This window comes from Synechococcus sp. R55.2, assembly GCF_047462075.1.
GTDB lineage: Bacteria > Cyanobacteriota > Cyanobacteriia > Thermostichales > Thermostichaceae > Thermostichus.
Genome location: NZ_JANSIH010000085.1, coordinates 1 through 25,925, shown reverse-complemented (window position 1 = coordinate 25,925; position 25,925 = coordinate 1). Strand labels below are relative to the sequence as shown.

Here is a 25,925-nt window from a genome sequence, read left to right as displayed (position 1 = left end):
TGCCCCATGAACTATTGGCTGATGAAATCTGAGCCCAGCATCTATAGCATCTGGGATTTGCAGCGGGAGGGCCAAACCCTTTGGGATGGCGTGCGCAACTACCAAGCCCGCAACTATCTGAAGGCAATGCAGCCTGGGGATCGCGCCTTTTTCTACCATTCCAATGCCGAGCCACCCGGAATTGCCGGTTTGATGGAGATCCTGGAAACCCACGTGGTGGATCCCAGCCAATTCGACCCTGCCAGCCCCTACTATGATCCCAAATCTACCCGCGAGGATCCCCGCTGGCATACGGTGCGAGTGCGGTTTGTCTCAGCCTTTGGGCGATTGATCCCTTTGGCTGAATTGCGAGACACCTTCACCCCAGAGGAGCTGGAAGTAGTACGACGGGGCACGCGACTGTCGGTCATGCCGGTTGCCGAAGGGGTGGCGAAACGATTGCTGGCGCTGACGGGAGTTTCTACGCAGTCTCCTCTATGATGGGCGAGGCCAACCTGAGTGGGGCCAATTTGCGTGGCGCCGACCTAAGTGGGGCGGATCTAACGGGGGCGGATTTGCGAGGGGCCAATCTGTCGATGGACAACCTAAAGAGCGCTTTTCTGGAAGGGGCAATCTACAGTGCCAACACCCGCTTTCCCGCCGAGTTCGACCCAAAATTTGGAGGGGATGACATTGTTCGGCGCTGACCCCAGCTCACCGGCTTAAAATTCATGAGCCAAAGGCTGAGAGCCCCCAGCGCTGTAAGCTATCAAAGGCCGCGTAGGCCGTTAGATCCGGCTGCAGGGGCGTAATCGACACATAGCCCTCAGCAACCGCCCGCACGTCCGAACAGGGATCCACCTCCTCTTCCACCACCTCTCCTGCCAGCCAGTAGTAGGCCTTGCCGCGCGGATCCACCCGCTTCTCGTAGATATCGGTGTATTTGCGCCAGCCCAGAGGAGCTAGAACCATGCCGCGCATCTCGGCAGCCGACAATGGCGGCACATTCACATTCAACAGCATGGGCTCCCCCAAGGGCTTCAAGCTCAGTTTCTCCAGCAACGTCAGCACCACTTGCGCTGCCGGCTGAAAATCCTGATGGGTAAAGCTGGCCAGGCTCACCGCCAAACTGGGGATCCCTTCCAGCAGCCCTTCCATCGCTGCCGATACGGTGCCGGAGTAGAGCACGTCGGTGCCCAGATTGGCTCCCTGATTGATGCCGGAAATCACCCAATCGGGAGGATGATCCAATAGCCCGTCCAGACCTAACTTGACACAGTCGGAAGGTGTGCCCGAACAGGCCCAGGCCTGCACTCCTGGGGGAAATCCTTCCCGCACCGGATCCACCCGCAGCGGCTTGTGCAACGTCAAGGCATGGCCGGTGGCCGAGCGCTCCCGATCCGGACAGACCACCGTGATCTGATGTGCGCCCAGCCGAGCCAGAGCAGCGGCCAGACAACGTACCCCCGCCGCCTGGATGCCATCATCGTTGCTGATGAGAATGTTCATCGCAGCCACCCCACACCCGCCCTTAGACATACACCAGTCTGACCCAACGATCCGCTCTGATCCCTCAGGTAGCCAAGTTCAGCGACGAAATCTGAAAATTCACGGCCTCTTGAGGTTATTATTGGACGTAGCCTTTCGAACAATATCAGTAGGAACACAATGTCACCCCATGAGGTCAAGTGCCATTATGAAGCTAAGGTAAAGTAAACCCTGCGGTTTCCTTCCTCTTTGTTGTGCCTTCTTGTTTGCATCTTGCTGTTTCCTCATCCATATCCCCTTGAGACTCCTTCCCGCTAAAGCGAACAGCGGGGCAAAGCTGGGGAGTCTGTAAAACCCATCAGGTCGCTCGAGCGACAGGAAGTTGATCTCATGTCACTTGTTTCCATCACATCGGCAACAGAGGCTCAGGAATGGCGTGAGCTTTGCCAGTGGGCCGAGGAGCACTACCGCTGTCGCACCTTTCCCAAAGACGTGCGCATTCCCACTCGTCCGGGATTGGTGTACATCACCCAAGAGGGAGTGGTGCGCCTGGTCAGCCAAACTCCAGAGCGGCGGGAGGTCTTTGTTGGGTTTATCACGGCTGGGTTTCCCTTTGAGCTGAGCAACCCAGAGCGCTTTGAGTTGAAAGCCTGCACCCACGCCGATCGCACCACGGTGATGTGGTTTTACTGGCAGGATCTGGAGCAGTGGCCCTATCTGCACCAGAAGATTCAGGAAAACTTCCGCCAGCAACTGCAACGGAAGCTGCTGTGGTTGGGAAATCTGGGCCAACGGCGCGCCATCGATCGCCTCAAGGGCTTCTTGAGCCTGTTGATCGAAGAGTATGGACAGCCCTGTGAACAAGGGATGTATCTCCCCTGGCCCCTTACCCATGCCCAGATTGGGGATGCCATTGGGGCCACCCGCGTGACGGTGACTCGTCTTCTGGGATCCCTGCGTTCGAAAGGGTTTGTGCAGGTGCTGGATCAAAACTTAATTTGCATTCCCAACGGGGTAAAGCTCCAGCCCACTCCGAAGAAGGCGGCCAGCGCCTAACCCTGCTGTCTAGATGCTATCCAGAGTGTTATGCCTACAGCAGTCGGGAACTGCACTGCTGACGCGATGGGCCTGCAGCTCCACTACCGTACTTGGGGAAAAGGGATCCCCTCCCTCCCAATCTTGATGCTCCACGGCCATCCGGGCAATGCCGACTGCATGGCGGTATTTGCAGAGGCAGTGGCGGGAATGCACCCCTGTGTGGCGCCAGATCTGCGCGGCTATGGACGTTCGCAGGTGGTGGATCCCTTCGAGATGGAGGAGCACCTGGAGGATTTGGAATTACTGCTCAATCGCCTGGGCTGGCAGGAGTGTCTGGTTCTGGGCTGGTCCTTGGGCGGGATCCTGGCCCTGGAGTTGGCTTTGCGGCTGCCGCAGCGGGTAAAGGGTTTGGTCTTGGTGGCCAGTGCCGCCTGCCCCCGCAGCAACCATCCCCCCACCGATTTTTGGGATCAGGTCAACACCGGCGTTGCCTCGCTGCTCAACTGGCTTTGGCCCGGCTGGGAATGGAACATCGAGACCTTTGGCCGTCGCTCCCTTTACCGCTACCTGATGCAGCAACAGACCCCAACGGCCTATCGGTATTTGGCGCACATGGCCTTGCCCGCCTATCTGCACACCTCCCCCCAGGCTCGCCAAGCTCTGCGCGCCGCTTTGCAACGGGGCTACAACCGCGAGGGAGATCTGCACCGAATTCGCATCCCGGTACTGCTCATGGCCGCCGAGCAGGATTGCCACATCACCGCCAACAGCAGCCTGGCCACAGCCCGCGCCCTGCCCCACTGCACCTGCATTGTCTATCCCAACGTGGCTCATCTCTTTCCCTGGGAGATCCCCGACCGGGTGGGACAGGATCTGCGCCGCTGGCTCAGCGCTCAAGACTGGGCAAGTGGGATCCCGGTGGTTGGCTCTTCCGCTCCCTCTGCAGACAAGGCGGCAGAAGCCTGACCCTGGGCCAACTTCCGCAGCCGGGCAAAGGCCTCTTCCTCTAGATGGATCTGCTGCTGCTGTTGTTCTTCTGGGGTGCGCAGGCGCTTTCCCAACGGCTGTTGCAGCGTGCCCAAGAGCAACGGCTCGGAAACTCCCGGCTCGGGATGGATGACGGTGCGGGCCCGCAAGGTGAACACCGGCGAACCGGTGGAGAAGCGGCCCGGGGATCCCAAATCGCTGGCCGCCTGCTTCAGGGTGAGGATCAGTTGCTCTGGGGTGATATCCGGGCTGACAGCAATAACCGCTCGATCCGCCCCTTGGTCATAGACGGTGGTGTAGGGGGCAGCACCGGGAATGCGGGAGCGAAAGATCGGCCCCAAGCTGAGGGCAAAACATCCCGCCGTTAAAACCAGCGCAAACGCTGTGTAGCCCACCAGGGAAAACTTCAATGGCCAATTGCGGATCCAGGCCAGCAGGGTGAGCATAGCCAGCAAGCCTGCCAGACCTAGCCCAATTCGGGTGGCAGAGGCAAAGAAAGACTCTAAAGTTCCATCCATAATTCCCCAGTTTAGCTAGACTGCCGGGAAGCCCTGCCCTCTATGCATCAGCATGAGTGCGGGAGTATGTCACCCCCTAGAGCTTCATCTCTAAGTGCAGGGTAAGCGCGATTCTAACTGCCCTATCTAGGGATCCCGTCCTGCTGCCGCGAACGGTGTTGGGCAGAGTAGCCCTCAGAACATCGCCGGGCCAACATAGCTTGGTCTATCTCGTGGTACCACTTGTTTCAGATCTTCACGCCCTCCTTATCTAGCCGGTAGGCTCGTAGTGACAGGTTACCCAAAAGACCTCCATCCCGCTGCCGCGAAAGGCTGCCTTTGTCTCAAGTCAAGACGAAGCTTATTCAGGATCTGGACGCAAGATGCCCTACAACCTACTCCAGAAGGGCTTGGCCGTTTCTATCACTGGGTCTTTGGTGAGAAGAGGCGAGAGGGATCAACCTACCAAACCCAGAAAGCAGCGAGCCTTACAGCTCGTCACAGCAGACTAAAAATCATGGGCAAGGTCGGATTCGAACCGACACGGTTTCCCGCCGCATTTTGAGTGCGGTGCGTCTACCAGTTTCGCCACTCGCCCGACCTGGAAACATTATCCTACTGAACTGGCGAAACCTCGTCAACCAATCCTCCCAACCCTAGTTGCGGCGGTCTTTCTCCAGTTGCTGGGCCTTTTGCCGAAGCTGGCGGGTTTGCTCCATCACCTCCTCCAGATCCTCGTGGGATAGCCGCTCGACGTAGTTGATCTTGATCTCTTCCAGCAAGTCTTGCAGGAGAGAGCGAATTTCCTCCAAAGCGTGCTCCTGGGTGAGTTCTCGTGCCAAGACTTCACCAAACCGCTGCATCAGTTGCGCTGCCAGCTTGGAGCCGACGGGATCCTCGAAACTGCCCGTCAGGGTTTTGTAGGTGGTGGTGGTCAGCTCGTTGGCCAGGCGCTCCGTCAGTTGGCCAGGCAGGGATCCCAGGCCGGGAAGCTGTTCTAGAGTTTGCATGGCAGGCAACTGCTTGAGCAGGCCATCCAGGTTGTAGCGGAGCAGTTGTTGCAATTCCGGTTGCACCTGGGGCAAAACGCGGTAGAGAACAATGCGAAAAACCAGGTTGGCAATCGCCTCCAGCTCGTTGGTGTTGTTGATGTCAATGTAGTCGCGCTGGGTACGCGCTGCCGGCAGCAGGGGCAGGGATCCCCGCTGAATGGATACCTGGATTTGGTTAATCACCCGCACAACAATGACTTCCGTCAGATCCTCGGCGAAGTTGGTAACAAAGCCCTGGCTCACCTGGGCGCGTACCCGCTCCAGATCCAGCAACTGTGCTTGTCCCAGCCGGATGGTGACGGGGATCACCCGCAGCCAGCGCCAAAAGGGCAGCAGCAGCAGCACATCGTACCAACGCCAGAGCATAGCATCCAGCCAATTGACGCCGGTGTAGCGACGGCTGATGGCCACCGTGCGCAGCAAAAATTCCAGCCCAAACAGAAGCACGAAGGGAAAATCCAGCACCGGGAAAAAGTCAACAGGGTTACCGCTCTCACCAATGGGGCGGAAATAGTTGGTCTCAAAGAGGGGGCGCAGCCGGGTCTGGAAAAATTCAATTCCATCTGCGGGATCGGCGCCGGCCAAGTACTCAGCAGTCCAAAAGCGGGCAAAGGCGGCTCTGGCAGAGTCGGCTTCTGGGATGTGCTCCCGCATCAAATTGAGGATACGCACAAACTGGCCAGTTTTGTTGGCGCCCTGAAAGGGATTGGTCTCAATCATCTCGTCGCTGAGCTCCCGCAAGCGGGCCAGGATTGGTGCTGCCGCTTCCGACTCCACGCCAAACCGCAGGGTAACCTGGCGCAGCTCATCCACCAAGGCCAAGTAGCGCTGGGTTTCGGGGTTGGGCTCGATACCTTTGATGGGATCGTATAGGTCGGTCACCGGGGAACGGCTGGTTTCTTCGGAGAGAATCGGCAGCGGAATGGGAGGACCAAAGGCGCCAAAAATTTGCACCCGACCCTGGAGCCAAAAATCTCGCCCAGGCACATAGCTCATGTCGAAGAGCACCAAGCACAGGTTGCTCAGGGCCAGCAGGGCCATCCCCTTCTCGTAGAGGAGCAGCCAGCGACTTCGCCCCCTGAGGACAGAGCGTCTGAGAATCCGTTGAGCAGCGTTCAAAGGACTCCGTCCCGGCCTTGGGTCAACCAGTTGGTTTGAGTCAGCCTTAGTCTACCACCCCTGGGGTGAGCCACCCTTGGCTTGAGCAAGCTGTAGTGCAACCTGGCCAAAATGCCGCCAAATGGCCTCTGCCTGTGGCCCCACCTGGCGCAGAATCCAACCCTTACAGATGGGATCCGGAGACTTGACCAGCCAGTATGGGGACTCCGTTCCGCTGATGTGAACGGTCAGCCAAGTGGGTTCCGGCCAATCCCCCAGCAAGTACAGGGATCCCCAACAGAGATGGGATCCCAGCACTGACGCGGCGGAGACCTGCCGATGGGGAAAGTGCAGGTCTATGTGTTCCTGCAGCCAGAGTTTTCTCCCCTCGGGGGAGGATGGGATCCCAGCAGTGACCCAAACTTGCAAGCAGTTGGCAAGATGTTCAAACTGCCAGCGTTCGTCCATGGCCAGCCGTCCGGCAGTCCAGATCTCGGCATAGGCCAGGCGGGCTGTGGGATCCAGTTCGATCTGCACCTGCTGGCGAAAGTCTGCCCCTGCCCCCGGAATGGTCGGGTGAGGGATCCAGATCAACTGGCTGGTGGGGGCCAGCTTGACCTTGACCTGTTGCCGAATCAAGCCGGGATGTAGCCGCATTGCCCCTTGGGTGCGAATTTCCAGCGCCGAGCCTGGCCCCAGCCCGATCTCGATCCGGTGGCGATCCCCACCCAGCAGGCCGCCGTTGGGGTTGCGCAGGTAGTACACAGGTGGCTCCCCAGGGGATCCCAGCCATTGCAAGGGAGCCTGAGAATACTCCCAAATGTGGGTATGGTCGCCTCGGCGGGTTGCCTTCAAGATGGCCTTACCGAAGTTCACAGGCGGCTCACCGAGGGGGGGTCGGCCTTGATGGGGCGAAACAGCACCTCCCGCTCCAGCCAACTGAGAACCTGCTCCAGCCCCTCACCCGTGCGCAGGTTGGTAAAGACAAAGGGCCTATCTCCCCGCATGCGACGGGCATCCCGTTCCATCACCCCCAAGTCTGCTCCCACATAGGGAGCCAGATCGATCTTGTTGATCACCAGCAGGTCGGAGCGGGTGATCCCCGGCCCGCCTTTGCGCGGGATCTTGTCCCCTTCGGCCACGTCGATGACGTAAATGCAGGCGTCCACCAGCTCCGGGCTGAAGGTAGCTGCCAAGTTGTCCCCCCCCGATTCCACCAAGATGAGATCCAGGGGGCAAAAGCGGCGCTCCAGCTCCTGAATGGCGTCTAGGTTGAGGGAGGCATCTTCCCGAATGGCGGTGTGGGGGCAGCCGCCGGTCTCTACGCCAATGATCCGCTCTGCCTCCAGGGCCTTGGCCCGCACCAAAAACTCGGCATCCTCGCGGGTATAGATATCGTTGGTCACCACCGCCAAAGACAGGTGGTCCCGCAGCGCCAAGCAGAGCTTTTCCACCAAAGCGGTTTTTCCAGATCCCACCGGGCCGCCAATGCCAACCCGTACCGGCTGGGAAGTTTGCGCAACTTTGCCCGACATCGGATACCTGCTCCTCTTTTTGGGCATTCTAGAACCAGATGCTTGCAAGGGATCCGAGTATGGTTCGGCTTTTGGTGGCAACTGCTGTGGTGCTGGTGGGATTTTTGCTGGTTAACCGCCTCTATCGCAACCCGCTGAGTTCGGAGCCGAGACCAGAGCAAGCCAGCCCAGAAGCTGCCCAGCAAGGGATCCCTCAAGGTGGGCCGCTGCAGATTTACCAATCTCGGGAACAGATCCAGCAAACCCTCAACCAAGGGGCTACCGCCACCCAGCAGCAGGTGGAAGCCGTTGAGCAATCCTTGGGCAATCCTTGACCCTTGACAAGTAAGAAGGGAGGCAGGTGCCTGGTTTCAGGCGGAGAAGGGATCCCTCCCCCAGACCGTGAAGCGCCCCTCAGGCTTGGGCGGATCCCCCAGACGCGCTAAAGTCGAGAATGCTGCAATTTTTATAGACCGTCCATGCGGATCCCTCCTGTTACCCCAGAGAAAGCCGATAAGCAACTGCAAAAGGTTTACGAAAGCCTGGAGAAAACCTACGGCACCGCCCTCAACCCCCTGCAGGTGATGGCCCACAAGCCCCAACTGATGCGAGCCGTGATGAACCTCTACGGGGCGCTGCACACCCAAAACCCCAACTTGCCTGAAGAGCTGAAGGAGCTGGTCAGCATCCGCATTGCCCAAATCAACGGCTGCCGCCACTACTGCCTTCCCTACCACACCCTGCAGGCGCAAAAGTACGGCGCCTCCCCTGCCAAAATTGCGGCGGTGGCCCAGGCCCGCACCAGCACCCTCTACACCGAGGCGGAAAAGCTGGCCATCGAGTACGCTGAGCGGATGACCGTGCCCAGCATGGTGGTGACCGACAGCTTCTTTGCCCAGCTAAAAGCCATTTGGTCAGATGAAGATCTGGTGGAGCTATCGGCTTGGATTGGCTTCATGAACTTCTGGACCAAGGTGATTGCCGCCCTAGATGTGCCTTTGGATCCCGTCTTTGCCGAGCAGCTTCACGTCTCATGAACAACCGGCAAACTCCCCTCTCTCAGAGGGGTAAGGGATCCCGACCCAAACCCTCCACTAGGCCCAGTCGTCTCGCGTGCTAAAGCTGCGGTCGTACACCTGGCCGCGGGCATGGATCTGGCGGGTCTGGGCGAACAGCTCTTCTTCGCTCATGCCCCACTGTTCCAAGATCTGATCCAAATCCCGCTGCAGATCCCAGGCACCGGGGAAACCGTGGTAACGGATGCGCAAACGGGCGACTTCCGCCAGCACCCACTCGGAGAGGGGCCTCTCCTGAGCCTGCACCATCAGCTCATCGAGCACAGCCCGGTCGGTGGCATACTGCGGATGTTGCTGCTCTCTCCGGGATGGGCCATTCGCGGGTGAACGGGATACAGCCATCGGCCTCCCTCCTTTTTTCTCACTCTAGCTGAGTTCCCCTGGAGACTTTCAATATCGAGGATTGGGATCCTTGATGGCATGGGATCCCGAGAAGGCAGAAGAAAACCGCTATACTGCAAATGTTGCAGACCATGAACATTCTTCAGTTGCGGAGGCGGCGGCTATGCCCATGCCCATGATCGAGACCCGTACCGACCGGATGTTGCTCAACTTTGGGCCGCACCATCCCTCTATGCATGGGGTTTTGCGTTTGCTGGTCACCCTAGATGGCGAAAACATCGTCGATTGCGAACCGGTGATCGGCTACTTGCACCGCGGCATGGAGAAAATCGCCGAAAACCGCACGGTGGTGCAATACCTGCCCTACGTCTCCCGTTGGGACTACGGGGCCGGCATGTTCAACGAGGCCATCACCGTCAATGCCGTTGAGAAACTGGCCGGGATCAGCGTGCCCAGACGGGCCAGCTACCTACGGGTGATCATGCTGGAGCTGACCCGCATCACCAACCACCTGCTTTGGTTTGGTCCCTTCTTGGCGGATTTGGGCGCCCAAACCCCCTTCCTCTACGCCATGCGGGAGCGGGAGTGGATCCTAGACTTGTTTGAAGCCGTCACCGGCATGCGCCTGATCAACAACAACTATTTCCGGGTAGGCGGCGTGGCGGTGGACTTGCCCTACGGCTGGACGGAAAAATGCCTAGACTTTTGCGAGTATTTCTTGCCCAAAGTGGATGAATACGAGCGGCTGGTTACCGACAACCCGATTTTCCGCCGGCGGCTGGAAGGGGTGGGAGCCATCTCCAAGCAAGACGCCATCAACTGGGGTCTGTCGGGTCCCATGTTGCGGGCCTGTGGCGTCAACTGGGATCTGCGCAAAGTGGATCACTACGAGTGCTACGACGACTTCGACTGGGAGGTGGCCGTTTACCCCGAAGGGGATTGCCTGGCCCGCTATCGGGTGCGCATGAAAGAGATGCGGGAGTCCTGCAAGATCGTGCAGCAAGCCGTCAAGGCTTTGCCAGGAGGCCCCTTTGAAAACCTGGAAGCCAAGCGGATGCTGGAGGGGCCGAAGTCGGAGTGGAACAAAGGGGACTACCAGTTCATCAGCAAAAAGCCTTCCGCCAATTTCAAGATCCCCAAAGGGGAAGCCTACGTGCGGGTGGAGAGCGCCAAAGGAGAGCTGGGCATTTACATTGTTGGTGACGACAACGTCTGCCCGTGGCGCTGGAAGATCCGTCCCCCCGGCTTTGTCAATTTGCAAGTGTTGCCTCAGCTCATTCGCGGCATGAAGGTAGCCGACATGATCGCCATCCTCGGCAGCATTGACATCATCATGGGCGAGGTGGATCGCTAGGAATCGCTAAGATACTTACGGAAAGCGAGGACAAAGGCGATGGCCTGGGCGATCTTGGTTCTGCCGCTGTTGATTGTGTCTGTCATTGCTGCGGTTATCGGCCCCAAGCAATGGGCTAAGTACCAAGAGGAAAGGCGCCGCCGCGCGGAAGAGCTATCTGATGCTCGCCTTCAGGCCATCATCCAGCAGGAGCTACGCCGCCGCAACCGTCCCCCCCAATCGGATCCCAACGGGAAAACTTAGCTACAGGGATCCCGAACCTTCCTGACCAACCGTCTCTAGGGAGCTACTCACCCCCATGACAAACGCTGGTATCGACCTACAACTTGGCTTCGAGACTGCCCTACAGAACTTGGGCTTGGGAGCAGGCGCAGCCCATGCCCTCTGGATGCCCCTGCCCATGTTGCTGCTGATCATCGCCGCCACCTTGGGGGTGATGGTCATGACCTGGCTGGAGCGCAAGATCTCGGCAGCAGCCCAACAGCGGATTGGCCCCAACATGGCCGGCCCTCAGGGGGTGCTGATCCCGATTGCCGATGGCATCAAGCTGCTGACCAAAGAAGATGTTCTGCCCATCTTGGCCGACCCAGTCTTGTTTACGCTGGGGCCGATATTGGTTTTCCTGCCCGTCTTTTTGTGCTACCTGGTGGTTCCCTTTGGCCAGAACCTATTGATCTCCAACATTGCCATTGGCGTGTTCTTCCTGATCGCCACCTCCAGCGTGCAACCCATCGGTTTGTTGATGTCGGGCTACGGTTCCAATAACAAGTACTCCTTGCTGGGTGGGCTACGCGCGGCAGCTCAATCGATCAGCTACGAACTGCCGCTGGCCCTGTCAGTGTTGGCCGTGGTGCTGATGAGCAACGGTCTGGACACGGTGGGGATCGTGGAGCAGCAGAGCGGCCTGGGCATTCTGAGCTGGAACGTCTGGCGGCAGCCCATTGGCTTTGTCATTTTCCTGATCTCGGCTCTGGCGGAAACGGAGCGGATCCCGTTCGACTTGCCGGAAGCAGAAGAAGAGCTGGTAGCCGGTTACCAAACGGAGTACTCCGGTATGAAGTTTGCCCTCTTTTATCTGGGATCCTACGCCAACTTGCTGCTGGCTTCTCTGATTGCGGCAGTGCTGTACTTGGGGGGTTGGTCGTTCGTGGTGCCGGTGGAAACGATTGCCGCCTTGGCCGGGATCCCCTTGGATAACCCCTTCTTGCAGATCGGCGCGGCGGCCTTGGGCATTGTCATGACGATGGTCAAAGCTTTTATCTTCATCTTCTTGGCCATCCTGCTGCGCTGGACCTTGCCACGGGTGCGCATTGACCAACTGCTGGACTTGGGGTGGAAGTTTTTGCTGCCTGTATCCTTTGTTAACTTGCTGCTGACGGCAGCCCTAAAGCTCGCCTTCCCCACCTTTTTTGGGGGTTGAATGAGAAGTAAAGAGGCAAGAGAGGGAGAACATAGGTCATGACGTTTCTCAAGCGTGTCAAAGAATATGTGGGCGATGCCTTCCGAGCCGCCAAGTACATCGGCCAAGGGATGGGGGTTGTCTTCGACCACATGGGCCGGCGCCCGGTAACCGTGCAATACCCCTTCGAAAAGCTGATCCCCTCTGAGCGCTTTCGGGGACGCATCCACTTCGAGTTCGACAAGTGCATTGCCTGCGAGATCTGTGTTCGAGTTTGCCCAATTGACCTGCCGGTGGTGGATTGGGCCTACAACCCAGAGCTGAAGAAAAAGGAGCTTTACAGCTACAGCATTGATTTTGGGGTGTGCATTTTCTGCGCCAATTGTGTGGAGTTTTGCCCCACCAACTGCCTCTCGGTAACTGAGGATTATGAGCTGGCCGCCTACGACCGCCACGACCTCAACTACCATCAGGTGGCGATGGGCCGTTTGCCCTCCAAGGTAACTGAGGACCCAATGGTGACCCCACTGCGGGAGTTTGCCTATCTGCCCAAAGGGGTGATCGATCCCCACGACTTGCCTGCTGGATCCCAGCGGGCTGGCAAACGACCGGAGGAGATTCTGGCGGAAATGAGAGCGGCCAAAGCTGCTAAGGAAGCCGAAGCGAAAGCAGCCAAGGCTGCTGCGGAATAGCGTGACATACTCCCGCACTCATGCTGACGCAAAGCGCTCCGCGCCGCTGTCCGCCACCCCTAGCCCCTTTCCCAGGGGATGTGACTGTTTGAACTTGTGGGACTGCCTTCCAGCATCGCCCGCTGCCGCAAGGTGATGGCCAGAAAAAGCGTCGAGGCCGCGAAGTTGGAGCTGTCCTTAGTGGGAATGAGATGCCTGGGGCGCAGAAATAAGGTCTTCTGAACCCTGCGATCTGCAATCAAAGATCTGAGTATGAGTATAGGTGTGGTGTCCTAGTCTGAACCAAAATGGCCATACGTGGGCAGGGCAGATGGCTGCCAGCCTTGGCTAACTTCAGGGGAAGGAAAACGTAAACCTACCCGCCAAGCCAGGGGATGTGGCCAAGCCGCTAAAAGTCTGCGCGACGTTTCCGCTCTTGCGAACCGTTACGGTAAAGGGAATGGGAGCAGTTGATTGGGAGCAGCGCCGGAACAATCTCACCTCGATGAAGTATGGCCCTGAGGGCGGGGTGGAAGCCCAAAAGACATTCTCCACAGCATTTTGGGTTACGGCAACACAGTCGGCATTGGCATCCACATCCAGCCGTCCTCCAGAAGGGACAATTCGGTTGTTAAAAAACACGGTCTGCTGCGTGGGATCCGTAACATACAGGTCAAGGTCATCGATGGTGTTCCAACTCAAGGTAACTTGAATGGGGCCGGTGCCCAATACTGGAGGTGTGGGGGTGGGAGAGGGTGTCGGTGCAGGAGTGGGAGAGGGTGTCGGTGCAGGAGTTGGTGGTGGCCTCAGGGTAGGAGTTGGCGTGGGCGCAGGTTCCCCAGTGACCCTCTGAGCAAAGTTTCCTTGGAAAGTATTGCCAGCCAGGTAGGCTGCGACTACCGCATCTGGGGTGCCGGGGGCCGTCTGAATTGCCACTCCTACGCCCTCGCCCCGAGCTAGGAACGTATTCCCGGAAATGGTGCGGGCCTGGGTTCCCTGCAAAATACGAATGCCGACACTGCCGGCTATCCTGCCCACGCCGATCCGGTTGGATTGAATGGATGGAATTGAGCCTGCCCCATCCAGCTGAATCCCGGTAGTGCCACTCGTACCTGCTTGCCGCGCCTGCAGTACCAAGCCGGCTCCAGCCGTGGGTGGATCCCCTTCGATTTGGTTGTTGCGGAAGATCCCGCCGGAGTTGTCACCATAGCGAACGGCCAAAGCCCCCAAAGCCTGCAGGAGAATTGTGTTGTTTTCAAGGATGGGATTGCTGCCCGGCACAGTGCCTATGCCCACCCCACCCGTTTTACTGACAATCGGCGAGACACGGCTGACCCGGCCATTCCCAGAGATCTGCACACAGGGATCCAAAAATTGCTGGCACAAAATCTCGGCCAATTGGTTCAAGGCTCCCTCTAGAACCGCAGCATTGCCGTTGACCAAGATGTTGGAGCGAGGGTCGTTGAGGGTGACCTTGCGCGGCTGAAAAGTGCCGTTGTTCACCTGCACCCGTCCACCCCCCAGCACCACATCTACCCCCTGCAGGCTGGTTTGGCTGGCTACAATCACGTCAAAGAGCCCGGTCAGGATCTCATAGGCGGTGGAGCTGGTGATGCGAATGCGACCGCCGTTGGTGCCATCGCCGCCATCCAGGGCCAGGTTGCTTTGCAAAGTTTCCCTGCCCGTCCCCAAAATCTCGATCAGCACCTCCAGGCCGGCTGTGGCAGTCTGAAGTCGCTGCGCCTCTGCAACTGCGTCTGCCAGTTTGGTAAAGGGGCCACTGGCCGGATCCACTCTCAGGATGATGGGCCCGCCACCTGGCGGAGGAAGAGGTGGAGAACTGCCGCCGCCACCCCCACAGCCGAGGGCAACCCCCGCCAACAGAGGCAGCAAGGCTGAACAGATCCCCCAACCAGATTTGGATACTTGGCCAAGCATAGGTGGAAAGCCCTTTCAAGCGCTTAGCGGTCAAGGTTGTCAGAGCAACAAACAACTGCCACGGGGTCAAGGTACAGATGGCCAAGCTGGGATCCAATGCCCTCAGCAAAAGCATCCTCTAACGAATCCCCTCCTCAGTCAAGGCTTCGCAAGGGATCCGCAATCAATCATCAATCGGCAACAAAAATCTCAAAAATCTAGCGCTCTTCAGGAACTTGGAGGGTTCCGGCGATAATGTTCTGCTTCACCGCTTCCACGGCGGCCACCAAATCTGCCGGGAGCAAGGCTTGGTTGTACTCATCCAGAGCATAGCCGACACCCTCATTCTCCAGGCCAAAGGTTTGAATGCCGCCGACAAAGTTGCCTTCCACCACGCTGCGAATCACTTCATAGGTGGCCACATCCACCCTCTTCAGCATCGAGGTGAGACCGTGGTTGAGGGTGGCAGGGTTGTTGTCGGTATCCCCCAGGTAGTTTTGGTTGGCATCCACACCGATAAAGAACAGCGGACGGGTATCCCCACTGCAGAGGCTGGCATAATCTGCGGGCTTGGGCACTTCCGCAAAGGGATCCCGAATGAAACTCACCCCGGCGGGCAGATCGGAGGCTCTGAGGCATCTCTCTTGCTTGACAAAGTCGATCAACCCCAGGCCGGATCCCCCGGCAGCGGCATAGATGATGTCGGCCCCTTGGGCTTTTTGGGCAGCAGCGATCTCTTTGGCTCGGGCCGGATCGTTCCAGGCGGCGGGCGTAGTCCCGACATAGTTGGCAATGACGCGACAGGTGATGCCGTCTTCGGCGCAGGCATATTCCACCCCGGCTCGATAGCCCGCCTCAAACTTGTGGATCAGGGGGATGTCCATGCCCCCCAAGAAGCCGACTACACCGGTTTGGGTTTGCTTGCCGGCAATGTAGCCCACCAAAAAGGATCCCTCATGTTCTCGGAAGAGGAGGCTGGCCACGTTGTCTTTTTCGGGGGAAACTGCGTCCACCAAGCCGAACTTCACCTCTTTGAACTCAGCGGCACTGGCGGTAACAGCCGGTTCCAGGGCAAAGCCCACCCCAATCACCACATCAAACCCCTCTTCGGCAAACCTGCGTACCCCCGGCCCCAGTTGGGAGGGATCCGTCGGCTCAAAGTCGAACACCTGCACTCCAAAGTCCTGCTTGGCGCGTTCCGCCCCTTCTGCCGCCGATTGGTTGAAGCTGCGATCGTTTTTGCCCCCTTCTCCAAAGGCAATACCCACCCGTATTTGAGGCTGAGCGGCACTGCTGAGAACGAACAGCCCCGTCAATATCCCCGTTAATACCCAAGAGATCCCCAAGGTTTTGCGCATCATGATGGTTTCCTATCGCCCCAGTAGCTTGATTAGCATCTCTCGAAAAGCCATTTTGTCCGCTCTGAGCACAACCTCAGCATTGGCAGGCCGACCCAGAATGCCTAGGCGATCCACCAAGCTATAGCCGCGAGTTAGCTCTCCGCAACATTCCACGTCCACATAGTGACGGGAACTTTGGCCAATCAGTTCCGGCTGCAAAGCCATGGCCATGGTTAAAGAATCGGGATGGGTGATGCCGTCAAGACCTCCCCCTTCAGGATGGGAGCGGTTGAACTCCCAGGCCACCCGGTTCACCGCTAAGTAAAAGCGGCTGAGGGGAGTATCCAGGGAGAGGATCGGTTCTAGCTCTTCTCGTGTCAAAAAGCCATCGCTGACCGCCAGATCCCAAGGGGACAGCACCACCTCAAATCCAGCCTGCAACACCTTTTTGGCCGCTTCCGGATCCACGTAAAAGTTGAACTCGGCAGCCGGTGTGATGTTGCCGAGAGCATGGTTGGTGCCACCCATGATCCAGAGTTTTTTCACTTTGTGAGGTAGGTTGGGATCCTGAGCCAAGGCAAGAGCCAGGTTCGTCAGGGGGGCTTGGGCGATAATCTGCAGCTCTCCGGCCCAGCGGTTGGCCAGCTCCACAATGGCTGTCGGGGCGAAAAGCGATTCCGGGCGCTGCCTGGCCTTGGGGAAAAAAGAATTGCCCATGCCGTCTTCTCCATGGACGTAGGCCGCTGTAACCAGCTTGCCCACCAGGGGTTTGCTGGCCCCGGGATAGACCGGGATCCCAGCTTTTCCCGCCACCTCCAGGGTATAGAGAGCATTTTCAACGCATTGTTCCAGGTGCAAATTGCCAGCACAGACGGTGATCGCTTCCACACTGCTGTTGGGCCAGAGCAACCCAAAGAGCAACGAGGTGACATCATCTCCCGCCGTATCCGTGTCGATCAAAAAGCGCTGCACAGCCATACACAGGCTAAGCCCAAATCAAGGTGTCATCTTAACCCTTGCAGGCAGTCTCAGGGCAGCCATTGAGCCGGTGTATCTTGAGAAGGGATCCGTGTAGGCTTGAGTCGATTGATGTCCTCTTCCATCCGTTCCATTACGCCGCAACAGATGGCCCAACACCTACGGGATCCCGAGGCTGGGCCTCTGCAATTGATCGATGTGCGGGAACCGGCAGAGCTGGAGCTGGTGAATTTGAATGCTTTAGGCTTTCGCAACTACCCCTTGAGCCGGTACGAGGAATGGAGGGAACGGATCCTCACAGAGCTGGATCCGAATCAGCCAACTTTTGTGCTCTGCCATCATGGCATCCGCTCTGCTCAGATGAGCCGGTGGCTACAGGCCAACGGGTTCACCCAGGTTTATAACATCAGCGGCGGCATTCACGCTTGGGCTTGTGAGGTGGATCCCTCCCTGCCCACCTATTGAGGTCACGGGCAAACCAGCACCATGTTCCCCATTCTTCATCTGCAGGGGGATCCCCAACAACGAGGCCAACAGTATGGATCCCAGGCGGCCCAACTCATTCGCCACAGCATTGCTAGTTACGCCCGCCAATTTGCCTACCGCTGTGGTCTCACCTGGCAGCAGGCCCAGACCCAAGCAGAGGGATCCCTGCCCTGGCTAGAGCGCCACGTGCCCCACCTGCTGGAAGAAATCCAAGGCATTGCCGCGGGGAGTGGCTTCCGTTTTGCCGAGATTCTGGCCCTCAATTTGCGCACCGAGATTTTATCCAGATCGGTTGTCGGTGGATCCCATCCCGACTGCGCCGCTGCTCTGGAACACAATCTCCAAAACGGAGTACCCCAGCACCCAGCGGATCCTGCTCATGAATTCAAGGGGATTGATCTCATCGATCCAGCCCAAGCCAACCCGGATGGGGGAGAATGCACCACCCTGGCGGCCTTGCCCCAGGCTACCTCCACCCACCACACCTACTTGGCCCAAACCTGGGATTGGATCGGGGAGCAGCGCAGGGCCTGTGTGCTGTTGTGCGTTCGCTCCGATAACCACCCTGCCTACCTCACCCTGACCGAAGCTGGGATCCTGGCCAAAATTGGCCTCAATCAAGCAGGGTTGGCCGTAGCCCTCAACCTCTTGCGCTCTACCCTAGATGGGCAAACCGAGGGAATGCCGGTGCATTTGCTGTTGCGCTTATTGTTGGAGTGCGAGGAGTGGCAGCAGGCTGTAGAGAGGGTGGGATCCTACCCCTACACCGCCTCCTCTTGTGTCAGCGTTGCCGGTATTACAGGACAGGCGACAGGCCTACAGCCCGCTAAGGCGACCAGCTTTGAAATCAGTCCACGAGGAATTGGCCTGCATCTCCCTCAAGGAGGGATCCTCGCCCACACCAATCATTTCCTGGATCCGGCCTTGCGAGAAGATGAGCTGCCCCCCCATATAGGATCCTCCACAAGGCTAGAACGGGCCTATCATTTGCTTCGCCAGAGTGCTCAAACGGGAACCCTAGACGCGGTCGCTCTTCAAAAAATCCTACAAGACCGGACGAATGCCCCCCACTGCATCTGCCGCCATCCGGATCCCCATCTGCCCGCCTGGGATCGCACCGAAAGCGTGGCGGCTGTGGTGATGGATTTGAACCGGCAAATCTTACACCTGGCCCCCAACATTCCCGATCAAGTGGAGTTTGTACCGATTTCCGGGATTTTCTAGGTTTGGAAGATGCAGTAGGATCGAGCTGAAGAGAGAGGAGGGGCAGGCGATCGCGTCCTTGCTGTCGCCACCAGACAGCGGGATGAGGAAAGTCCGGGCTTTCAGAAGAACACACCGCTGGGGAAACTCCCAGTGCGGGTAACCGCGAGGATAGTGCCACAGAAACATACCGCCGATGGCTGGGATCCCAGCACAGGTAAGGGTGCAAAGGTGGGGTAAGAGCCCACCAGCAACGTCGTGAGGCGTTGGCTCGGTAAACCCCGGTGGAAAGCAAGGCCGCAGCCGCAGGATCATGGCTGTTCTTCGCCCCTGTTGGCTGCATCGAGATCACGGTACCCAAAGCGGGGAAGGGTGCTCTCGATGGTGGTGAGCCGCTAGAGGGTGATGGTAACATCACTCCCAGATAGATGATCGCCAGTGCAACTCTGCACTACAGAACCCGGCTTACAACCTCCTCTCTTTTCTACTTGCACATCTACCTGTTTGCACATCTATTTGCACACAGAGAGAGTTTGTTCCGAGCTCACGGGAGTTCTGCAGGTTGCCGGGATCCCTGTGGTCTGGGGCTATTTATTGGCCGTAGTCAGTGTGTCGTTGGGAGAAGCTGTATCGCATGCCCACCTAGGGCACTTGGAGAGCCTTGTCCAATTGTGGGTGGCTGCGCTACGGCGTAGGTTCTGTCATTCTGGTCACGCCTGCCATCCACAGCTCCACGCAGGCTTGCAGGAGGGAGGGTATCCTGTCGGGTTCAGCGCTTTCTTCTGATTGTTTATCTGCCGGTTTCTCCTCATTCTGCTCCTCGACAGAGGGCTCCGCCCCGTCGGCGTGAACGGTGGGCAACTCGGCGGTTACTGCCAGCATGGCTGCTCCCAAAATCATTACATGCAAAACCCCAACGGCTGCATTAAGGCGATCCGGCTCGACAGATTGCAACTCAGAGTTGGGAAATCGCCGCAAATACTCTGTCAGTTGTTCTTGGGCCTGAGAAAAACCCAGCCGCAAGGCGCGACGATGCTCCTCAGAATAAAGACCGGCCTCTCCCACCAGGGAGCGCACCAGCTCAGGATTGTCGGCCAAAGCCCGAAAACAGGTGTGGACGTAGCGCAGGAGAATGGCTTGTAACCCAGAGCCTTGAGAGGGGGCGGGATCCGCCTTCAGGGGCAGATCGGCTATGCCGGAAAAGACCCCCAGCTCCCCAAATACGGCCAGGAGTAACCCTTGCTTGGTGCCGAAGTGCCGAAACAGGGTGACCTCATTCACTCCGGCCAAATCCGCAATTTGACGGGTGGTGGTCTGGGTGATGCCCTGACGAACGAACAGCTCCCGAGCCGCATTCAGCAGCCTTTGCCGAGAAGAAGGACGTGCCATAGTGAGGAGAAAACCTGAAGAATTGCGGCGGGCTGCAAGTGACGCTTGCATTTACGGTGGAATACCGCTAGGCTTAATGTCAAGCAAGAGGATGTCGGCAGCGTTGCCTCTGCTCCTCTTCTTCCTGTGTAGCCAAGTTCATCACAGCGGAGCACATAGCAAGTCACCGCTGGCTATGGCGGTGTCTTCAGGGGTTTGACTCCGTTTTCACGTTGGGCCGCTGTTATCCGGCGGCCTTAACTTGGGCTTTGTGTTTTGGCTCTTTCCTAGTCAGTCTAGTCTACTTCTTCTTCTGAGGTTTTGTGGGTTCATGACCACTTCTTTTTCTCGCCAATCGCTGAATCATCCCGCTCCGCTCAATCGGCCCGAGCCCCAAGAGTCCTTTCGGTTTGCTTGGGAACATGTGCTCTTCTTTGCCATTTTTCACGTGGTGGCTTTGGTGGGAGGCATTTTCTTCTTCTCCTGGCCCGCTCTGGGGGTAGCCCTGTTTCTCCACTGGTGTTTCGGTAGCTTGGGCATCTGCCTGGGGTACCACCGCTTGCTCAGCCATCGCAGCTTCCAAGTGCCCAAGTGGCTGGAATATGTCTTCACTACTCTCGGTGCCCTGGCCGTTCAAGGGGGGCCGATCTTTTGGGTGGGTGGCCACCGTCAGCATCACGCCTTTACCGAAGATGAGGAGAGGGATCCCTATTCTGCTCGTAAGGGCTTTTGGTGGAGCCATGTGCTCTGGCTGATCTACCACCGCGAAGAATTTTTTAACCCTGAGAAGTATTCTGCCTTTGCGCCGGACTTGGCTCGGGATCCCTTCTACCGCTGGCTGGATAGGTATGCTCTGCTTTTGCAACTGCCGTTGGCTGCAATACTCTACCTGCTGGGGGGCTGGTCATTCGTCGTGTACGGTATCTTTGTGCGGACAGTGCTGCTACTGCATTGCACCTGGTTGATCAACTCGGCCAGCCACTTCTGGGGTTACCGGACTTTCGAGAGCAATGACAATGCTCGTAACCTTTGGTGGGCGGCCATTCTAACCTATGGTGAAGGCTGGCACAACAACCATCATGCCGACCCGAAGTGCGTTAAGGCCGGTTTGCGTTGGTGGGAGATCGACATGACCTACTGGGCCATTTGGCTGTTGGCGAGATTGGGCCTGGCTCGTAAGCTGCACCTGCCTGCCCAAGGCCAAGCTGCTCGCTGAACTGGTTTTTCCCAGACCTTGCAGAGGAATCATCCGGGGATCCCTATCCCTAGGGATCCCTTTTGGGTTGCAGAGAGAGCTAGTCTTCTAAGGGGCTATACTGCCACGCTCCATAGTGGTCAAGAATACGCTTAATTTGTTCTATGTCGGCATCGGGTTCTTGATGAATATGCAATGCCTCTATTTGGCTGTCTTGGTAGCGAAAGGTGGAGTTTTTTTTCCACTCCAGCTCCGTTTTCACCCCTGAAACACAAGCCAAATGGGCAGCCAATTCCCGATAAACCATCAGGGGCATAGAATCGTAGCGAATAGCGTAGCGCTTCATTTTGGGAGTGCTCACGAATGACAGCCCGATCAACGTAGCCCAGGGTATAACTCAAGACAACCCAAGTAACTTCCGGATTATGCAATCACTGCAAAAAGTAAAAGAGTCCTCTATGCAAAACTCTGGGGCGAGGACTTGACCGGCAAAATGGGATGGGACTAAGCAATTTTGTCATCGACCAAAGTGCAGCAGTTTACCTGATCCAGGCAAATCTTTCCCCATTGCAAGGCCCAGCGTACTAAGGCCACCCGATTTGCCGTTCGGGTCTTGCTCAAAATATTGCTGATGTGATTGTCAACGGTGCGCTTGCTGATCTCTAGGCGTTCCGCGATGTCCTGATTGGTCAGTCCTGCCGCAATCAACTCAATGACCTGCAGCTCCCGTTCGGACAACAAGTCTGCGGAATGATAGTCAGTACCCATTCCGAATGCCTGCTTAAGATGAACTGTAAAGATTACCTACCCCAATTCTAGGGGATCACCCCTGAGATGGATAGCCCTGCAGCAGGGAAATCTTGAGCGATTCTCGGCCAGACTCCGGCTGCAGGCCACTGATGCGAGCGTTTTCGGATAGGCTTCACAAGGGATCCAAGTGCTTCCGGGGCAGTTCCACCTGAACCCACAGCCCACCGGTTTGTGGGTGATTGCGCAGTTGGATGGTGCCCCCGTGAACTTCGACAATTTGTCGCACAATTGCCAGCCCTAGGCCAGTTCCGCCTTTGCTGCGGGCCCGCGCAGTGTCGGTGCGGTAAAAGGGCTGGAAGACCAACTCAAATTGATCCTCTGGCAGGCCGGGGCCGTGATCATACACCTCTAACTGCACCTGGGATCCCTGCTCCGAAAGCACCACATGGATAGGAGAGTCGGGCTTGCCATACTTGACGGCGTTGTCCAAGAGATTGAGGATGAGGCGGTATAGGCGTTGCTCATCTCCCCAGAGGTAAATCTGGGACAATCCGCTCAGGTGCAGTTCCTGGTGGCGGGGTTTGGCCAACGGCTCCAAACTTTGCCAGGCTTCCTGCACCAGACTTGCCAGATCCACCCAGCGCCACTGAGAGCGGGATGCGGCTCCCAGATTGAGGGCACTGAGTTCGAGCAAGTCTTGAACCAAACGGCTCAGGCGCAGAGTTTCATTTAGCAATCGTTCTACCCAGACTGCCTGAGCGGCATCGACCCGGCTTTGTAAAGTTTCGGCCAGCAAGCGAATGGAGGTGAGGGGGGTTTTCAGCTCGTGAGCCACATCCGAAGCCCAGCGATCCCGCTGTTGGGCCAGCATTTTTGCTTCCAGCCGGTCTTCCAAAAAAATGGCCACGTGCGCTTGCGGCAGGAGCAACCCCCAAGCCCGCAGCGGAATCGGTTTGCCATCCCCACCGGAAGGGTAGAAAATCCATTCGCGACTTTGGACAGGAGCAGCGGTCTCCTGTCGGCGGGTAGCCTCGATGAGCTGATCCAACTCATAGGAGCGCACCCATTCCAGCAAGAGCTTGATGCCCGGCTGCCATTGGCTGATGCGCAGCAGGCGCTGGGCGGCAGGATTGCACTCCAGCACCACGTTGTTTTCGTCTACCCGCAGATATCCCCAAGGGAGCCGCTGACTCAGGTATTGCCAGTTTTGCAGTTGCTGTTTTTGGTTGGCCCAATCCAGATCTTGTTGGCGAAGATAACGGCTGAGCAAGCTGAGCATCTGTTCCAGGGAGTGGAGGGGCATGGCCAGATGCACCAGGGATCCCAACCGTTGCAATTCGCGGCTGAAACGACGCCGACTTTGCCACAGCAGGAGCAACGTGCAAAGCAAACCGATTCCCAACCCGATCAGGATCCCGGCTTCCAGTCCCATGTTCCCACCACCTTTGCTGCCATTGTCGCTCAGGGAAGCAAGAGTGGAGGCGAAAGCCCGGTTGCCGGCCTCTTATCGACGATGTACGAGGGTGGTACTGGCTTGGTCGGTGGGCACAAGCAAGATCTCGCTGATGTTCACGTGGGGGGGACGGGTTGCCGCAAACACCACCACTTCAGCCACATCCATCGCCGTCAAGGGGGTGAGGCCCTGATACACTGCTGCCGCACGGGCGCGATCCCCACGGAAGCGCACTTGGCTGAACTCGGTTTCCACCAGGCCCGGCTGAATCTCGGTGACGCGAATGGGGGTGCCCAGTAAATCCAGCTTCAGCCCCTCGGAGATGGCCCGCACGGCGGCCTTAGAAGCGCAATACACAGCGCCACCTGGGTAGGTCTGCCGACCGGCAATGGAGCCGATGTTCACCACATGGCCTCGACCTCGCTCCACCATGCCGGGCAAAACGGCGCGGGTAACATAGAGCAGACCCTTGAGGTTGGTATCGATCATCTCTTCCCAGTCTTGCAAGGCCCCCATGTGGAGCTTGTCCAAGCCACGACTTAAACCTGCATTGTTGACCAAGATGTCGATGTTGGCCCACGGCGAGGGCAGAGATTGGAGCGCCTGCTGCACGGCTGCCCCATCCCGCACATCCAAAGCCAGCAGGTAGGAAGGAGTGCCGTAAGCCTGCTGCAATTCCCCAGCCAGTTCCTGCAGCCGATCCTGACGGCGGGCCACCAGAATCAGGCGGGCTCCAGAACGGGCAAAAAGGGTGGCACAAGCGGCCCCAATGCCGCTACTGGCTCCGGTGATGAGCACGATGGAGTTTTCAAGCATCATTTGCTAATTCAAATGCTGTGATTTCAGTTGGGTTGAGTCGGAGAAAAATGGACAGCCACCTTCAGCTTCCTCGTCAGTTCGAGGCTACAGCCATTCTAGAGTTCGAGCCACTTCCCCAGGGGGGAGCCTGGGATCCAGCAAACGAATCGTTTCTCTGCCGTTCGGTAGCGACCCTACCGCTCCCTGCAAGAGCCTAAAGAGAGCGCTCCAGCAGCTTGACGCAAGCATACAGAGTATCCAAATGGGGAGTGGGCACCCCCACCAAACGCCCCAACTCGGTGATGGCTCCCACAATGGCCTCGATCTCCGTCCGTCGCCCCAGCTCAATATCCTGCAGCATCGAGGTGCGATGGGATCCCACGCGGGCTGCATCTTCTAGCCGCTCTTCCAAAGAGACCGGCAGCCGGATCCCTAGAGCTTGGGCCACAGCCTCAACTTCCTGCATCACCGACCGAACCAAAGCACGGGTGGGTGGGTATTGGGCAATTTCATCTTGAGCAGCCCGGGTGAGGGCGCTGATGGGATTGAAGGCGGCATTGCCCCACAGTTTCTGCCAGATCTCGGCCCGAATCTGCGAGGTGAGGGTGGTGGAAAGCTGCGCCTGTTCAAAGATGGCGGCCAAGGACTGCAGCCGTCCTGACAGGGATCCATCCGGCTCCCCCAGAATGTAGCGCCCACCCCCTGTGTGCAAGACCACTCCTGGCTCTGCCAACTGCACGGCGATATACACCACACAGCCGATCACCCGCTCTATCGGCAGATGGGCAGCGATAACCCCTTCTGGATCCACGGAAGTCAGGGAATGCCCCTCAAACTCGCCCCCATGCCGGTAGAAGTACCACCAGGGGATACCATTCTGGGCAATCACAATGGGGGTGTCGGGGCCACACAGGGATCCCAGTCGAGGGGCAAGCTGCGGCAAGCTGTGGGCCTTGACCGTCACTATCAGCCAGTCCTGTGGGCCCAGGGCAGCCGGATCGTCGGTGGCCGTCAAGTGCTCCACCCAGGTTTGGGAGGGATCCCCCTGCCGGATCAGCTTTAGACCTTGGGTGCGGATGGCCTGCAGGTGAGCTCCACGGGCCACGACACTGACGGGAAAGCCAGACCGAGCCAGGCATATGGCCAAGTGACTTCCCACCGCCCCAGCGCCAACGATACAAATCTTCATGAGTTTATCATCTTTCCGCCACCCACCTCATATCCAGGTGGCCAATTGACATGGAATTGACATGGAGCTGTAACAAGGCCCGATACCGGGCCCGGGAGAAATCCTCGACAGCTTTACTCTGCCCCCCCTTGGGTCACCCTCAGGATCCCATATCCAAGTGCCACGCCCACCAGGGTCAGCACAATGCAGAGTCCAGCAATGGTGAAGATCTCGCCAGCCATAGATTCAGCTTCCTCGCAAATGGGATACATCGCCTTCTCAGGATATCGGATCCCCAGCCCTGGCCTTCACTCCAGCGGTGTAGCGACCCAAACCTAGCTCCTGGAAAAACAGGCGTTCTCTTGGACTTGATAAGATCCGGCTATCCACCTCTATAATGAAAGCAATTTACAAGTCTTTACCGGCATAGGCTAAATTGTAATGCCTACAGCCGTAAAACTTGTCCGGTGGCTCTCGAATGCTCTGTTGGGCCTCGTGAGCCCTGGAAACGGTTCTCGATAGGGTCTTGGAGCGCTGGGAATTCTAACCCACTGGAAAGTTCCCAGGCAGTTCTCGCCAAAGAGCCGTTCAAAGAAACTGAGGCAAAAGACCCGAGGGTTGAGTCTTTATACCTAGGCTCCGCTCTTGCTTCGAAGAGGCAAACTTTGTAGTTTCATTAACGTCCTCATTCATTTAGATGTCTTTAAGGAGTAGTTCAGATGACCATAGCGGTAGGGCGCGTGCGTCAGGAGCGAGGATGGTTCGACATCGTCG

Annotated in this window: 29 protein-coding genes, 1 tRNA gene and 1 other RNA gene; 14 read left to right on the top strand and 17 right to left on the bottom strand. The window is 57.8% G+C overall.

The annotated features are described in order from the left end of the window. The first annotated feature begins 6 nt into the window (after positions 1-6). A complete protein-coding gene (locus tag NW838_RS03180) occupies positions 7-480 on the top strand; it encodes an EVE domain-containing protein (protein WP_414356493.1) in 474 nt (157 codons plus the stop codon). Next, positions 477-686 (top strand): pentapeptide repeat-containing protein, encoded by a 210-nt coding sequence (locus tag NW838_RS03175; protein ID WP_414328915.1) that lies wholly within the window; start codon positions 477-479, stop codon positions 684-686. The genes NW838_RS03180 and NW838_RS03175 overlap by 4 nt, the downstream gene beginning before the upstream one ends. A 22-nt stretch (positions 687-708) precedes the next feature. Here NW838_RS03175 and surE read toward each other — a convergent pair whose 3' ends face one another. Continuing rightward, the gene (gene surE, locus NW838_RS03170) at positions 709-1,488 is read right to left on the bottom strand and encodes a 5'/3'-nucleotidase SurE (RefSeq protein WP_414427484.1); all 780 of its coding nucleotides are present in this window, start codon (positions 1,486-1,488) and stop codon (positions 709-711) included. A 369-nt stretch (positions 1,489-1,857) separates the two neighbouring features. Between surE and NW838_RS03165 the strand changes: the two genes are divergently transcribed. Together NW838_RS03165 and NW838_RS03160 are read left to right on the top strand one after the other, a co-directional pair. After that, positions 1,858-2,523, top strand: coding sequence for a Crp/Fnr family transcriptional regulator (locus NW838_RS03165; protein WP_011432518.1), 666 nt, complete (start codon positions 1,858-1,860; stop codon positions 2,521-2,523). A 30-nt stretch (positions 2,524-2,553) separates the two neighbouring features. Then, on the top strand, positions 2,554-3,471 hold the full coding sequence (locus tag NW838_RS03160; protein WP_414427483.1) for an alpha/beta fold hydrolase: 918 nt from the start codon (positions 2,554-2,556) through the stop codon (positions 3,469-3,471). On the opposite strand, the gene NW838_RS03155 is transcribed toward NW838_RS03160, so the two are convergent. The 5 genes from NW838_RS03155 to ureG all read right to left on the bottom strand — a co-directional run bounded on the left by NW838_RS03155 (position 3,399) and on the right by ureG (position 7,674). Beyond that, a complete protein-coding gene (locus NW838_RS03155) occupies positions 3,399-4,010 on the bottom strand; it encodes a Ycf51 family protein (RefSeq protein WP_414356073.1) in 612 nt (203 codons plus the stop codon). The genes NW838_RS03160 and NW838_RS03155 overlap by 73 nt on opposite strands. 497 nt (positions 4,011-4,507) lie before the next feature. Continuing rightward, a tRNA-Leu gene (locus NW838_RS03150) sits at positions 4,508-4,587 on the bottom strand. A gap of 58 nt (positions 4,588-4,645) precedes the next feature. Beyond that, a complete protein-coding gene (locus NW838_RS03145; RefSeq protein ID WP_414356074.1) occupies positions 4,646-6,160 on the bottom strand; it encodes a hypothetical protein in 1,515 nt (504 codons plus the stop codon). Between the two features lie 51 nt (positions 6,161-6,211). Continuing rightward, on the bottom strand, positions 6,212-7,015 hold the full coding sequence (locus NW838_RS03140) for an urease accessory protein UreD (protein ID WP_414352216.1): 804 nt from the start codon (positions 7,013-7,015) through the stop codon (positions 6,212-6,214). Continuing rightward, positions 7,012-7,674 (bottom strand): urease accessory protein UreG, encoded by a 663-nt coding sequence (ureG, locus tag NW838_RS03135; protein ID WP_011432513.1) that lies wholly within the window; start codon positions 7,672-7,674, stop codon positions 7,012-7,014. The genes NW838_RS03140 and ureG overlap by 4 nt, the downstream gene beginning before the upstream one ends. A 59-nt stretch (positions 7,675-7,733) precedes the next feature. On the opposite strand from ureG, the gene NW838_RS03130 reads away from it, so the two are divergent. Both NW838_RS03130 and NW838_RS03125 read left to right on the top strand, forming a co-directional pair. Beyond that, on the top strand, positions 7,734-7,988 hold the full coding sequence (locus NW838_RS03130) for a hypothetical protein (RefSeq protein WP_041436298.1): 255 nt from the start codon (positions 7,734-7,736) through the stop codon (positions 7,986-7,988). Positions 7,989-8,132: 144 nt separating this feature from the next. Beyond that, positions 8,133-8,690, top strand: coding sequence for a carboxymuconolactone decarboxylase family protein (locus NW838_RS03125; protein ID WP_414352218.1), 558 nt, complete (start codon positions 8,133-8,135; stop codon positions 8,688-8,690). A gap of 57 nt (positions 8,691-8,747) precedes the next feature. Here NW838_RS03125 and NW838_RS03120 read toward each other — a convergent pair whose 3' ends face one another. Then, entirely contained in the window at positions 8,748-9,071 is a 324-nt protein-coding gene (locus NW838_RS03120; RefSeq protein WP_414356075.1) for a DUF3288 family protein, read from the bottom strand. A gap of 169 nt (positions 9,072-9,240) precedes the next feature. Here NW838_RS03120 and NW838_RS03115 point away from each other — a divergent pair, with 169 nt between their 5' ends. The 4 genes from NW838_RS03115 to ndhI are packed head-to-tail and all read left to right on the top strand — an operon-like array spanning position 9,241 to position 12,516. Further along, positions 9,241-10,425, top strand: coding sequence for an NAD(P)H-quinone oxidoreductase subunit H (locus tag NW838_RS03115; protein WP_041437160.1), 1,185 nt, complete (start codon positions 9,241-9,243; stop codon positions 10,423-10,425). Positions 10,426-10,464: 39 nt separating this feature from the next. Next, entirely contained in the window at positions 10,465-10,668 is a 204-nt protein-coding gene (locus NW838_RS03110; protein WP_011432507.1) for a hypothetical protein, read from the top strand. A gap of 55 nt (positions 10,669-10,723) precedes the next feature. Beyond that, entirely contained in the window at positions 10,724-11,845 is a 1,122-nt protein-coding gene (gene nuoH, locus NW838_RS03105) for an NADH-quinone oxidoreductase subunit NuoH (RefSeq protein ID WP_414331864.1), read from the top strand. A gap of 38 nt (positions 11,846-11,883) precedes the next feature. Then, the gene (ndhI, locus tag NW838_RS03100; RefSeq protein WP_414331863.1) at positions 11,884-12,516 is read left to right on the top strand and encodes an NAD(P)H-quinone oxidoreductase subunit I; all 633 of its coding nucleotides are present in this window, start codon (positions 11,884-11,886) and stop codon (positions 12,514-12,516) included. A 333-nt stretch (positions 12,517-12,849) separates the two neighbouring features. Here the strand turns inward: ndhI and NW838_RS03095 are convergent, their stop codons facing one another. From NW838_RS03095 to NW838_RS03085, 3 genes are all read right to left on the bottom strand, one after another. Then, a complete protein-coding gene (locus tag NW838_RS03095) occupies positions 12,850-14,388 on the bottom strand; it encodes a right-handed parallel beta-helix repeat-containing protein (protein WP_414356077.1) in 1,539 nt (512 codons plus the stop codon). Positions 14,389-14,630: 242 nt separating this feature from the next. Next, positions 14,631-15,773 (bottom strand): BMP family lipoprotein, encoded by a 1,143-nt coding sequence (locus tag NW838_RS03090; RefSeq protein ID WP_414427482.1) that lies wholly within the window; start codon positions 15,771-15,773, stop codon positions 14,631-14,633. 9 nt (positions 15,774-15,782) lie between these two features. Continuing rightward, a complete protein-coding gene (locus NW838_RS03085; RefSeq protein WP_414357935.1) occupies positions 15,783-16,730 on the bottom strand; it encodes a nucleoside hydrolase in 948 nt (315 codons plus the stop codon). A gap of 111 nt (positions 16,731-16,841) precedes the next feature. Here NW838_RS03085 and NW838_RS03080 point away from each other — a divergent pair, with 111 nt between their 5' ends. The 3 genes from NW838_RS03080 (at position 16,842) to rnpB (ending at position 18,903) form a co-directional block, all read left to right on the top strand. Next, positions 16,842-17,195 carry a rhodanese-like domain-containing protein gene (locus NW838_RS03080; protein WP_414357937.1) on the top strand — a complete coding sequence of 118 codons (354 nt, stop codon included), beginning with the start codon at positions 16,842-16,844 and terminating at the stop codon, positions 17,193-17,195. A 21-nt stretch (positions 17,196-17,216) separates the two neighbouring features. Continuing rightward, positions 17,217-18,440, top strand: coding sequence for a C45 family autoproteolytic acyltransferase/hydolase (locus NW838_RS03075; RefSeq protein ID WP_414427481.1), 1,224 nt, complete (start codon positions 17,217-17,219; stop codon positions 18,438-18,440). A 32-nt stretch (positions 18,441-18,472) separates the two neighbouring features. Then, positions 18,473-18,903: RNase P RNA component class A (gene rnpB, locus NW838_RS03070), an RNA gene on the top strand. Positions 18,904-19,103: 200 nt separating this feature from the next. Here rnpB and NW838_RS03065 read toward each other — a convergent pair. After that, the gene (locus tag NW838_RS03065) at positions 19,104-19,808 is read right to left on the bottom strand and encodes a TetR/AcrR family transcriptional regulator (protein WP_414357940.1); all 705 of its coding nucleotides are present in this window, start codon (positions 19,806-19,808) and stop codon (positions 19,104-19,106) included. A 310-nt stretch (positions 19,809-20,118) separates the two neighbouring features. Here NW838_RS03065 and NW838_RS03060 point away from each other — a divergent pair, with 310 nt between their 5' ends. Then, positions 20,119-21,003 (top strand): acyl-CoA desaturase, encoded by an 885-nt coding sequence (locus NW838_RS03060; RefSeq protein ID WP_414427480.1) that lies wholly within the window; start codon positions 20,119-20,121, stop codon positions 21,001-21,003. A 79-nt stretch (positions 21,004-21,082) separates the two neighbouring features. Here NW838_RS03060 and NW838_RS03055 read toward each other — a convergent pair whose 3' ends face one another. The 6 genes from NW838_RS03055 to NW838_RS03030 all read right to left on the bottom strand — a co-directional run bounded on the left by NW838_RS03055 (position 21,083) and on the right by NW838_RS03030 (position 25,393). Continuing rightward, a complete protein-coding gene (locus NW838_RS03055) occupies positions 21,083-21,343 on the bottom strand; it encodes a hypothetical protein (RefSeq protein ID WP_414357942.1) in 261 nt (86 codons plus the stop codon). Between the two features lie 143 nt (positions 21,344-21,486). Further along, positions 21,487-21,750, bottom strand: coding sequence for a helix-turn-helix domain-containing protein (locus tag NW838_RS03050; RefSeq protein WP_011432496.1), 264 nt, complete (start codon positions 21,748-21,750; stop codon positions 21,487-21,489). Positions 21,751-21,904: 154 nt separating this feature from the next. Beyond that, positions 21,905-23,164, bottom strand: a complete 1,260-nt coding sequence (locus NW838_RS03045; protein WP_414357944.1) for a sensor histidine kinase — start codon at positions 23,162-23,164, stop codon at positions 21,905-21,907. Between the two features lie 72 nt (positions 23,165-23,236). Beyond that, positions 23,237-24,004 (bottom strand): SDR family oxidoreductase, encoded by a 768-nt coding sequence (locus tag NW838_RS03040; RefSeq protein ID WP_011432494.1) that lies wholly within the window; start codon positions 24,002-24,004, stop codon positions 23,237-23,239. Positions 24,005-24,197: 193 nt separating this feature from the next. Continuing rightward, positions 24,198-25,172, bottom strand: coding sequence for a ketopantoate reductase family protein (locus tag NW838_RS03035; RefSeq protein ID WP_414357946.1), 975 nt, complete (start codon positions 25,170-25,172; stop codon positions 24,198-24,200). 113 nt (positions 25,173-25,285) lie between these two features. Further along, positions 25,286-25,393: a PetM family cytochrome b6-f complex subunit 7 gene (locus NW838_RS03030; RefSeq protein ID WP_414329137.1), complete on the bottom strand. Its 108-nt coding sequence runs from the start codon at positions 25,391-25,393 to the stop codon at positions 25,286-25,288. Between the last annotated feature and the right edge of the window lie 532 nt (positions 25,394-25,925).

Bases quoted from the DNA above. Each gene is read 5' to 3' on its own strand.
- NW838_RS03075 (WP_414427481.1), top strand. From the start codon at position 17,217: ATGTTCCCCATTCTTCATCTGCAGGGGGATCCCCAACAACGAGGCCAA.
- NW838_RS03090 (WP_414427482.1), bottom strand. From the start codon at position 15,773: ATGATGCGCAAAACCTTGGGGATCTCTTGGGTATTAACGGGGATATTG.
- NW838_RS03040 (WP_011432494.1), bottom strand. From the start codon at position 24,004: ATGATGCTTGAAAACTCCATCGTGCTCATCACCGGAGCCAGTAGCGGC.
- NW838_RS03115 (WP_041437160.1), top strand. From the start codon at position 9,241: ATGCCCATGATCGAGACCCGTACCGACCGGATGTTGCTCAACTTTGGG.
- ndhI (WP_414331863.1), top strand. From the start codon at position 11,884: ATGACGTTTCTCAAGCGTGTCAAAGAATATGTGGGCGATGCCTTCCGA.
- NW838_RS03165 (WP_011432518.1), top strand. From the start codon at position 1,858: ATGTCACTTGTTTCCATCACATCGGCAACAGAGGCTCAGGAATGGCGT.
- NW838_RS03180 (WP_414356493.1), top strand. From the start codon at position 7: ATGAACTATTGGCTGATGAAATCTGAGCCCAGCATCTATAGCATCTGG.
- NW838_RS03030 (WP_414329137.1), bottom strand. From the start codon at position 25,393: ATGGCTGGCGAGATCTTCACCATTGCTGGACTCTGCATTGTGCTGACC.
- NW838_RS03175 (WP_414328915.1), top strand. From the start codon at position 477: ATGATGGGCGAGGCCAACCTGAGTGGGGCCAATTTGCGTGGCGCCGAC.
- NW838_RS03035 (WP_414357946.1), bottom strand. From the start codon at position 25,172: ATGAAGATTTGTATCGTTGGCGCTGGGGCGGTGGGAAGTCACTTGGCC.
- NW838_RS03155 (WP_414356073.1), bottom strand. From the start codon at position 4,010: ATGGATGGAACTTTAGAGTCTTTCTTTGCCTCTGCCACCCGAATTGGG.
- NW838_RS03110 (WP_011432507.1), top strand. From the start codon at position 10,465: ATGGCCTGGGCGATCTTGGTTCTGCCGCTGTTGATTGTGTCTGTCATT.
- NW838_RS03120 (WP_414356075.1), bottom strand. From the start codon at position 9,071: ATGGCTGTATCCCGTTCACCCGCGAATGGCCCATCCCGGAGAGAGCAG.
- NW838_RS03125 (WP_414352218.1), top strand. From the start codon at position 8,133: ATGCGGATCCCTCCTGTTACCCCAGAGAAAGCCGATAAGCAACTGCAA.
- ureG (WP_011432513.1), bottom strand. From the start codon at position 7,674: ATGTCGGGCAAAGTTGCGCAAACTTCCCAGCCGGTACGGGTTGGCATT.
- NW838_RS03050 (WP_011432496.1), bottom strand. From the start codon at position 21,750: ATGGGTACTGACTATCATTCCGCAGACTTGTTGTCCGAACGGGAGCTG.
- NW838_RS03160 (WP_414427483.1), top strand. From the start codon at position 2,554: ATGCCTACAGCAGTCGGGAACTGCACTGCTGACGCGATGGGCCTGCAG.
- NW838_RS03065 (WP_414357940.1), bottom strand. From the start codon at position 19,808: ATGGCACGTCCTTCTTCTCGGCAAAGGCTGCTGAATGCGGCTCGGGAG.
- NW838_RS03060 (WP_414427480.1), top strand. From the start codon at position 20,119: ATGACCACTTCTTTTTCTCGCCAATCGCTGAATCATCCCGCTCCGCTC.
- NW838_RS03045 (WP_414357944.1), bottom strand. From the start codon at position 23,164: ATGGGACTGGAAGCCGGGATCCTGATCGGGTTGGGAATCGGTTTGCTT.
- NW838_RS03130 (WP_041436298.1), top strand. From the start codon at position 7,734: ATGGTTCGGCTTTTGGTGGCAACTGCTGTGGTGCTGGTGGGATTTTTG.
- NW838_RS03085 (WP_414357935.1), bottom strand. From the start codon at position 16,730: ATGGCTGTGCAGCGCTTTTTGATCGACACGGATACGGCGGGAGATGAT.
- surE (WP_414427484.1), bottom strand. From the start codon at position 1,488: ATGAACATTCTCATCAGCAACGATGATGGCATCCAGGCGGCGGGGGTA.
- NW838_RS03080 (WP_414357937.1), top strand. From the start codon at position 16,842: ATGTCCTCTTCCATCCGTTCCATTACGCCGCAACAGATGGCCCAACAC.
- nuoH (WP_414331864.1), top strand. From the start codon at position 10,724: ATGACAAACGCTGGTATCGACCTACAACTTGGCTTCGAGACTGCCCTA.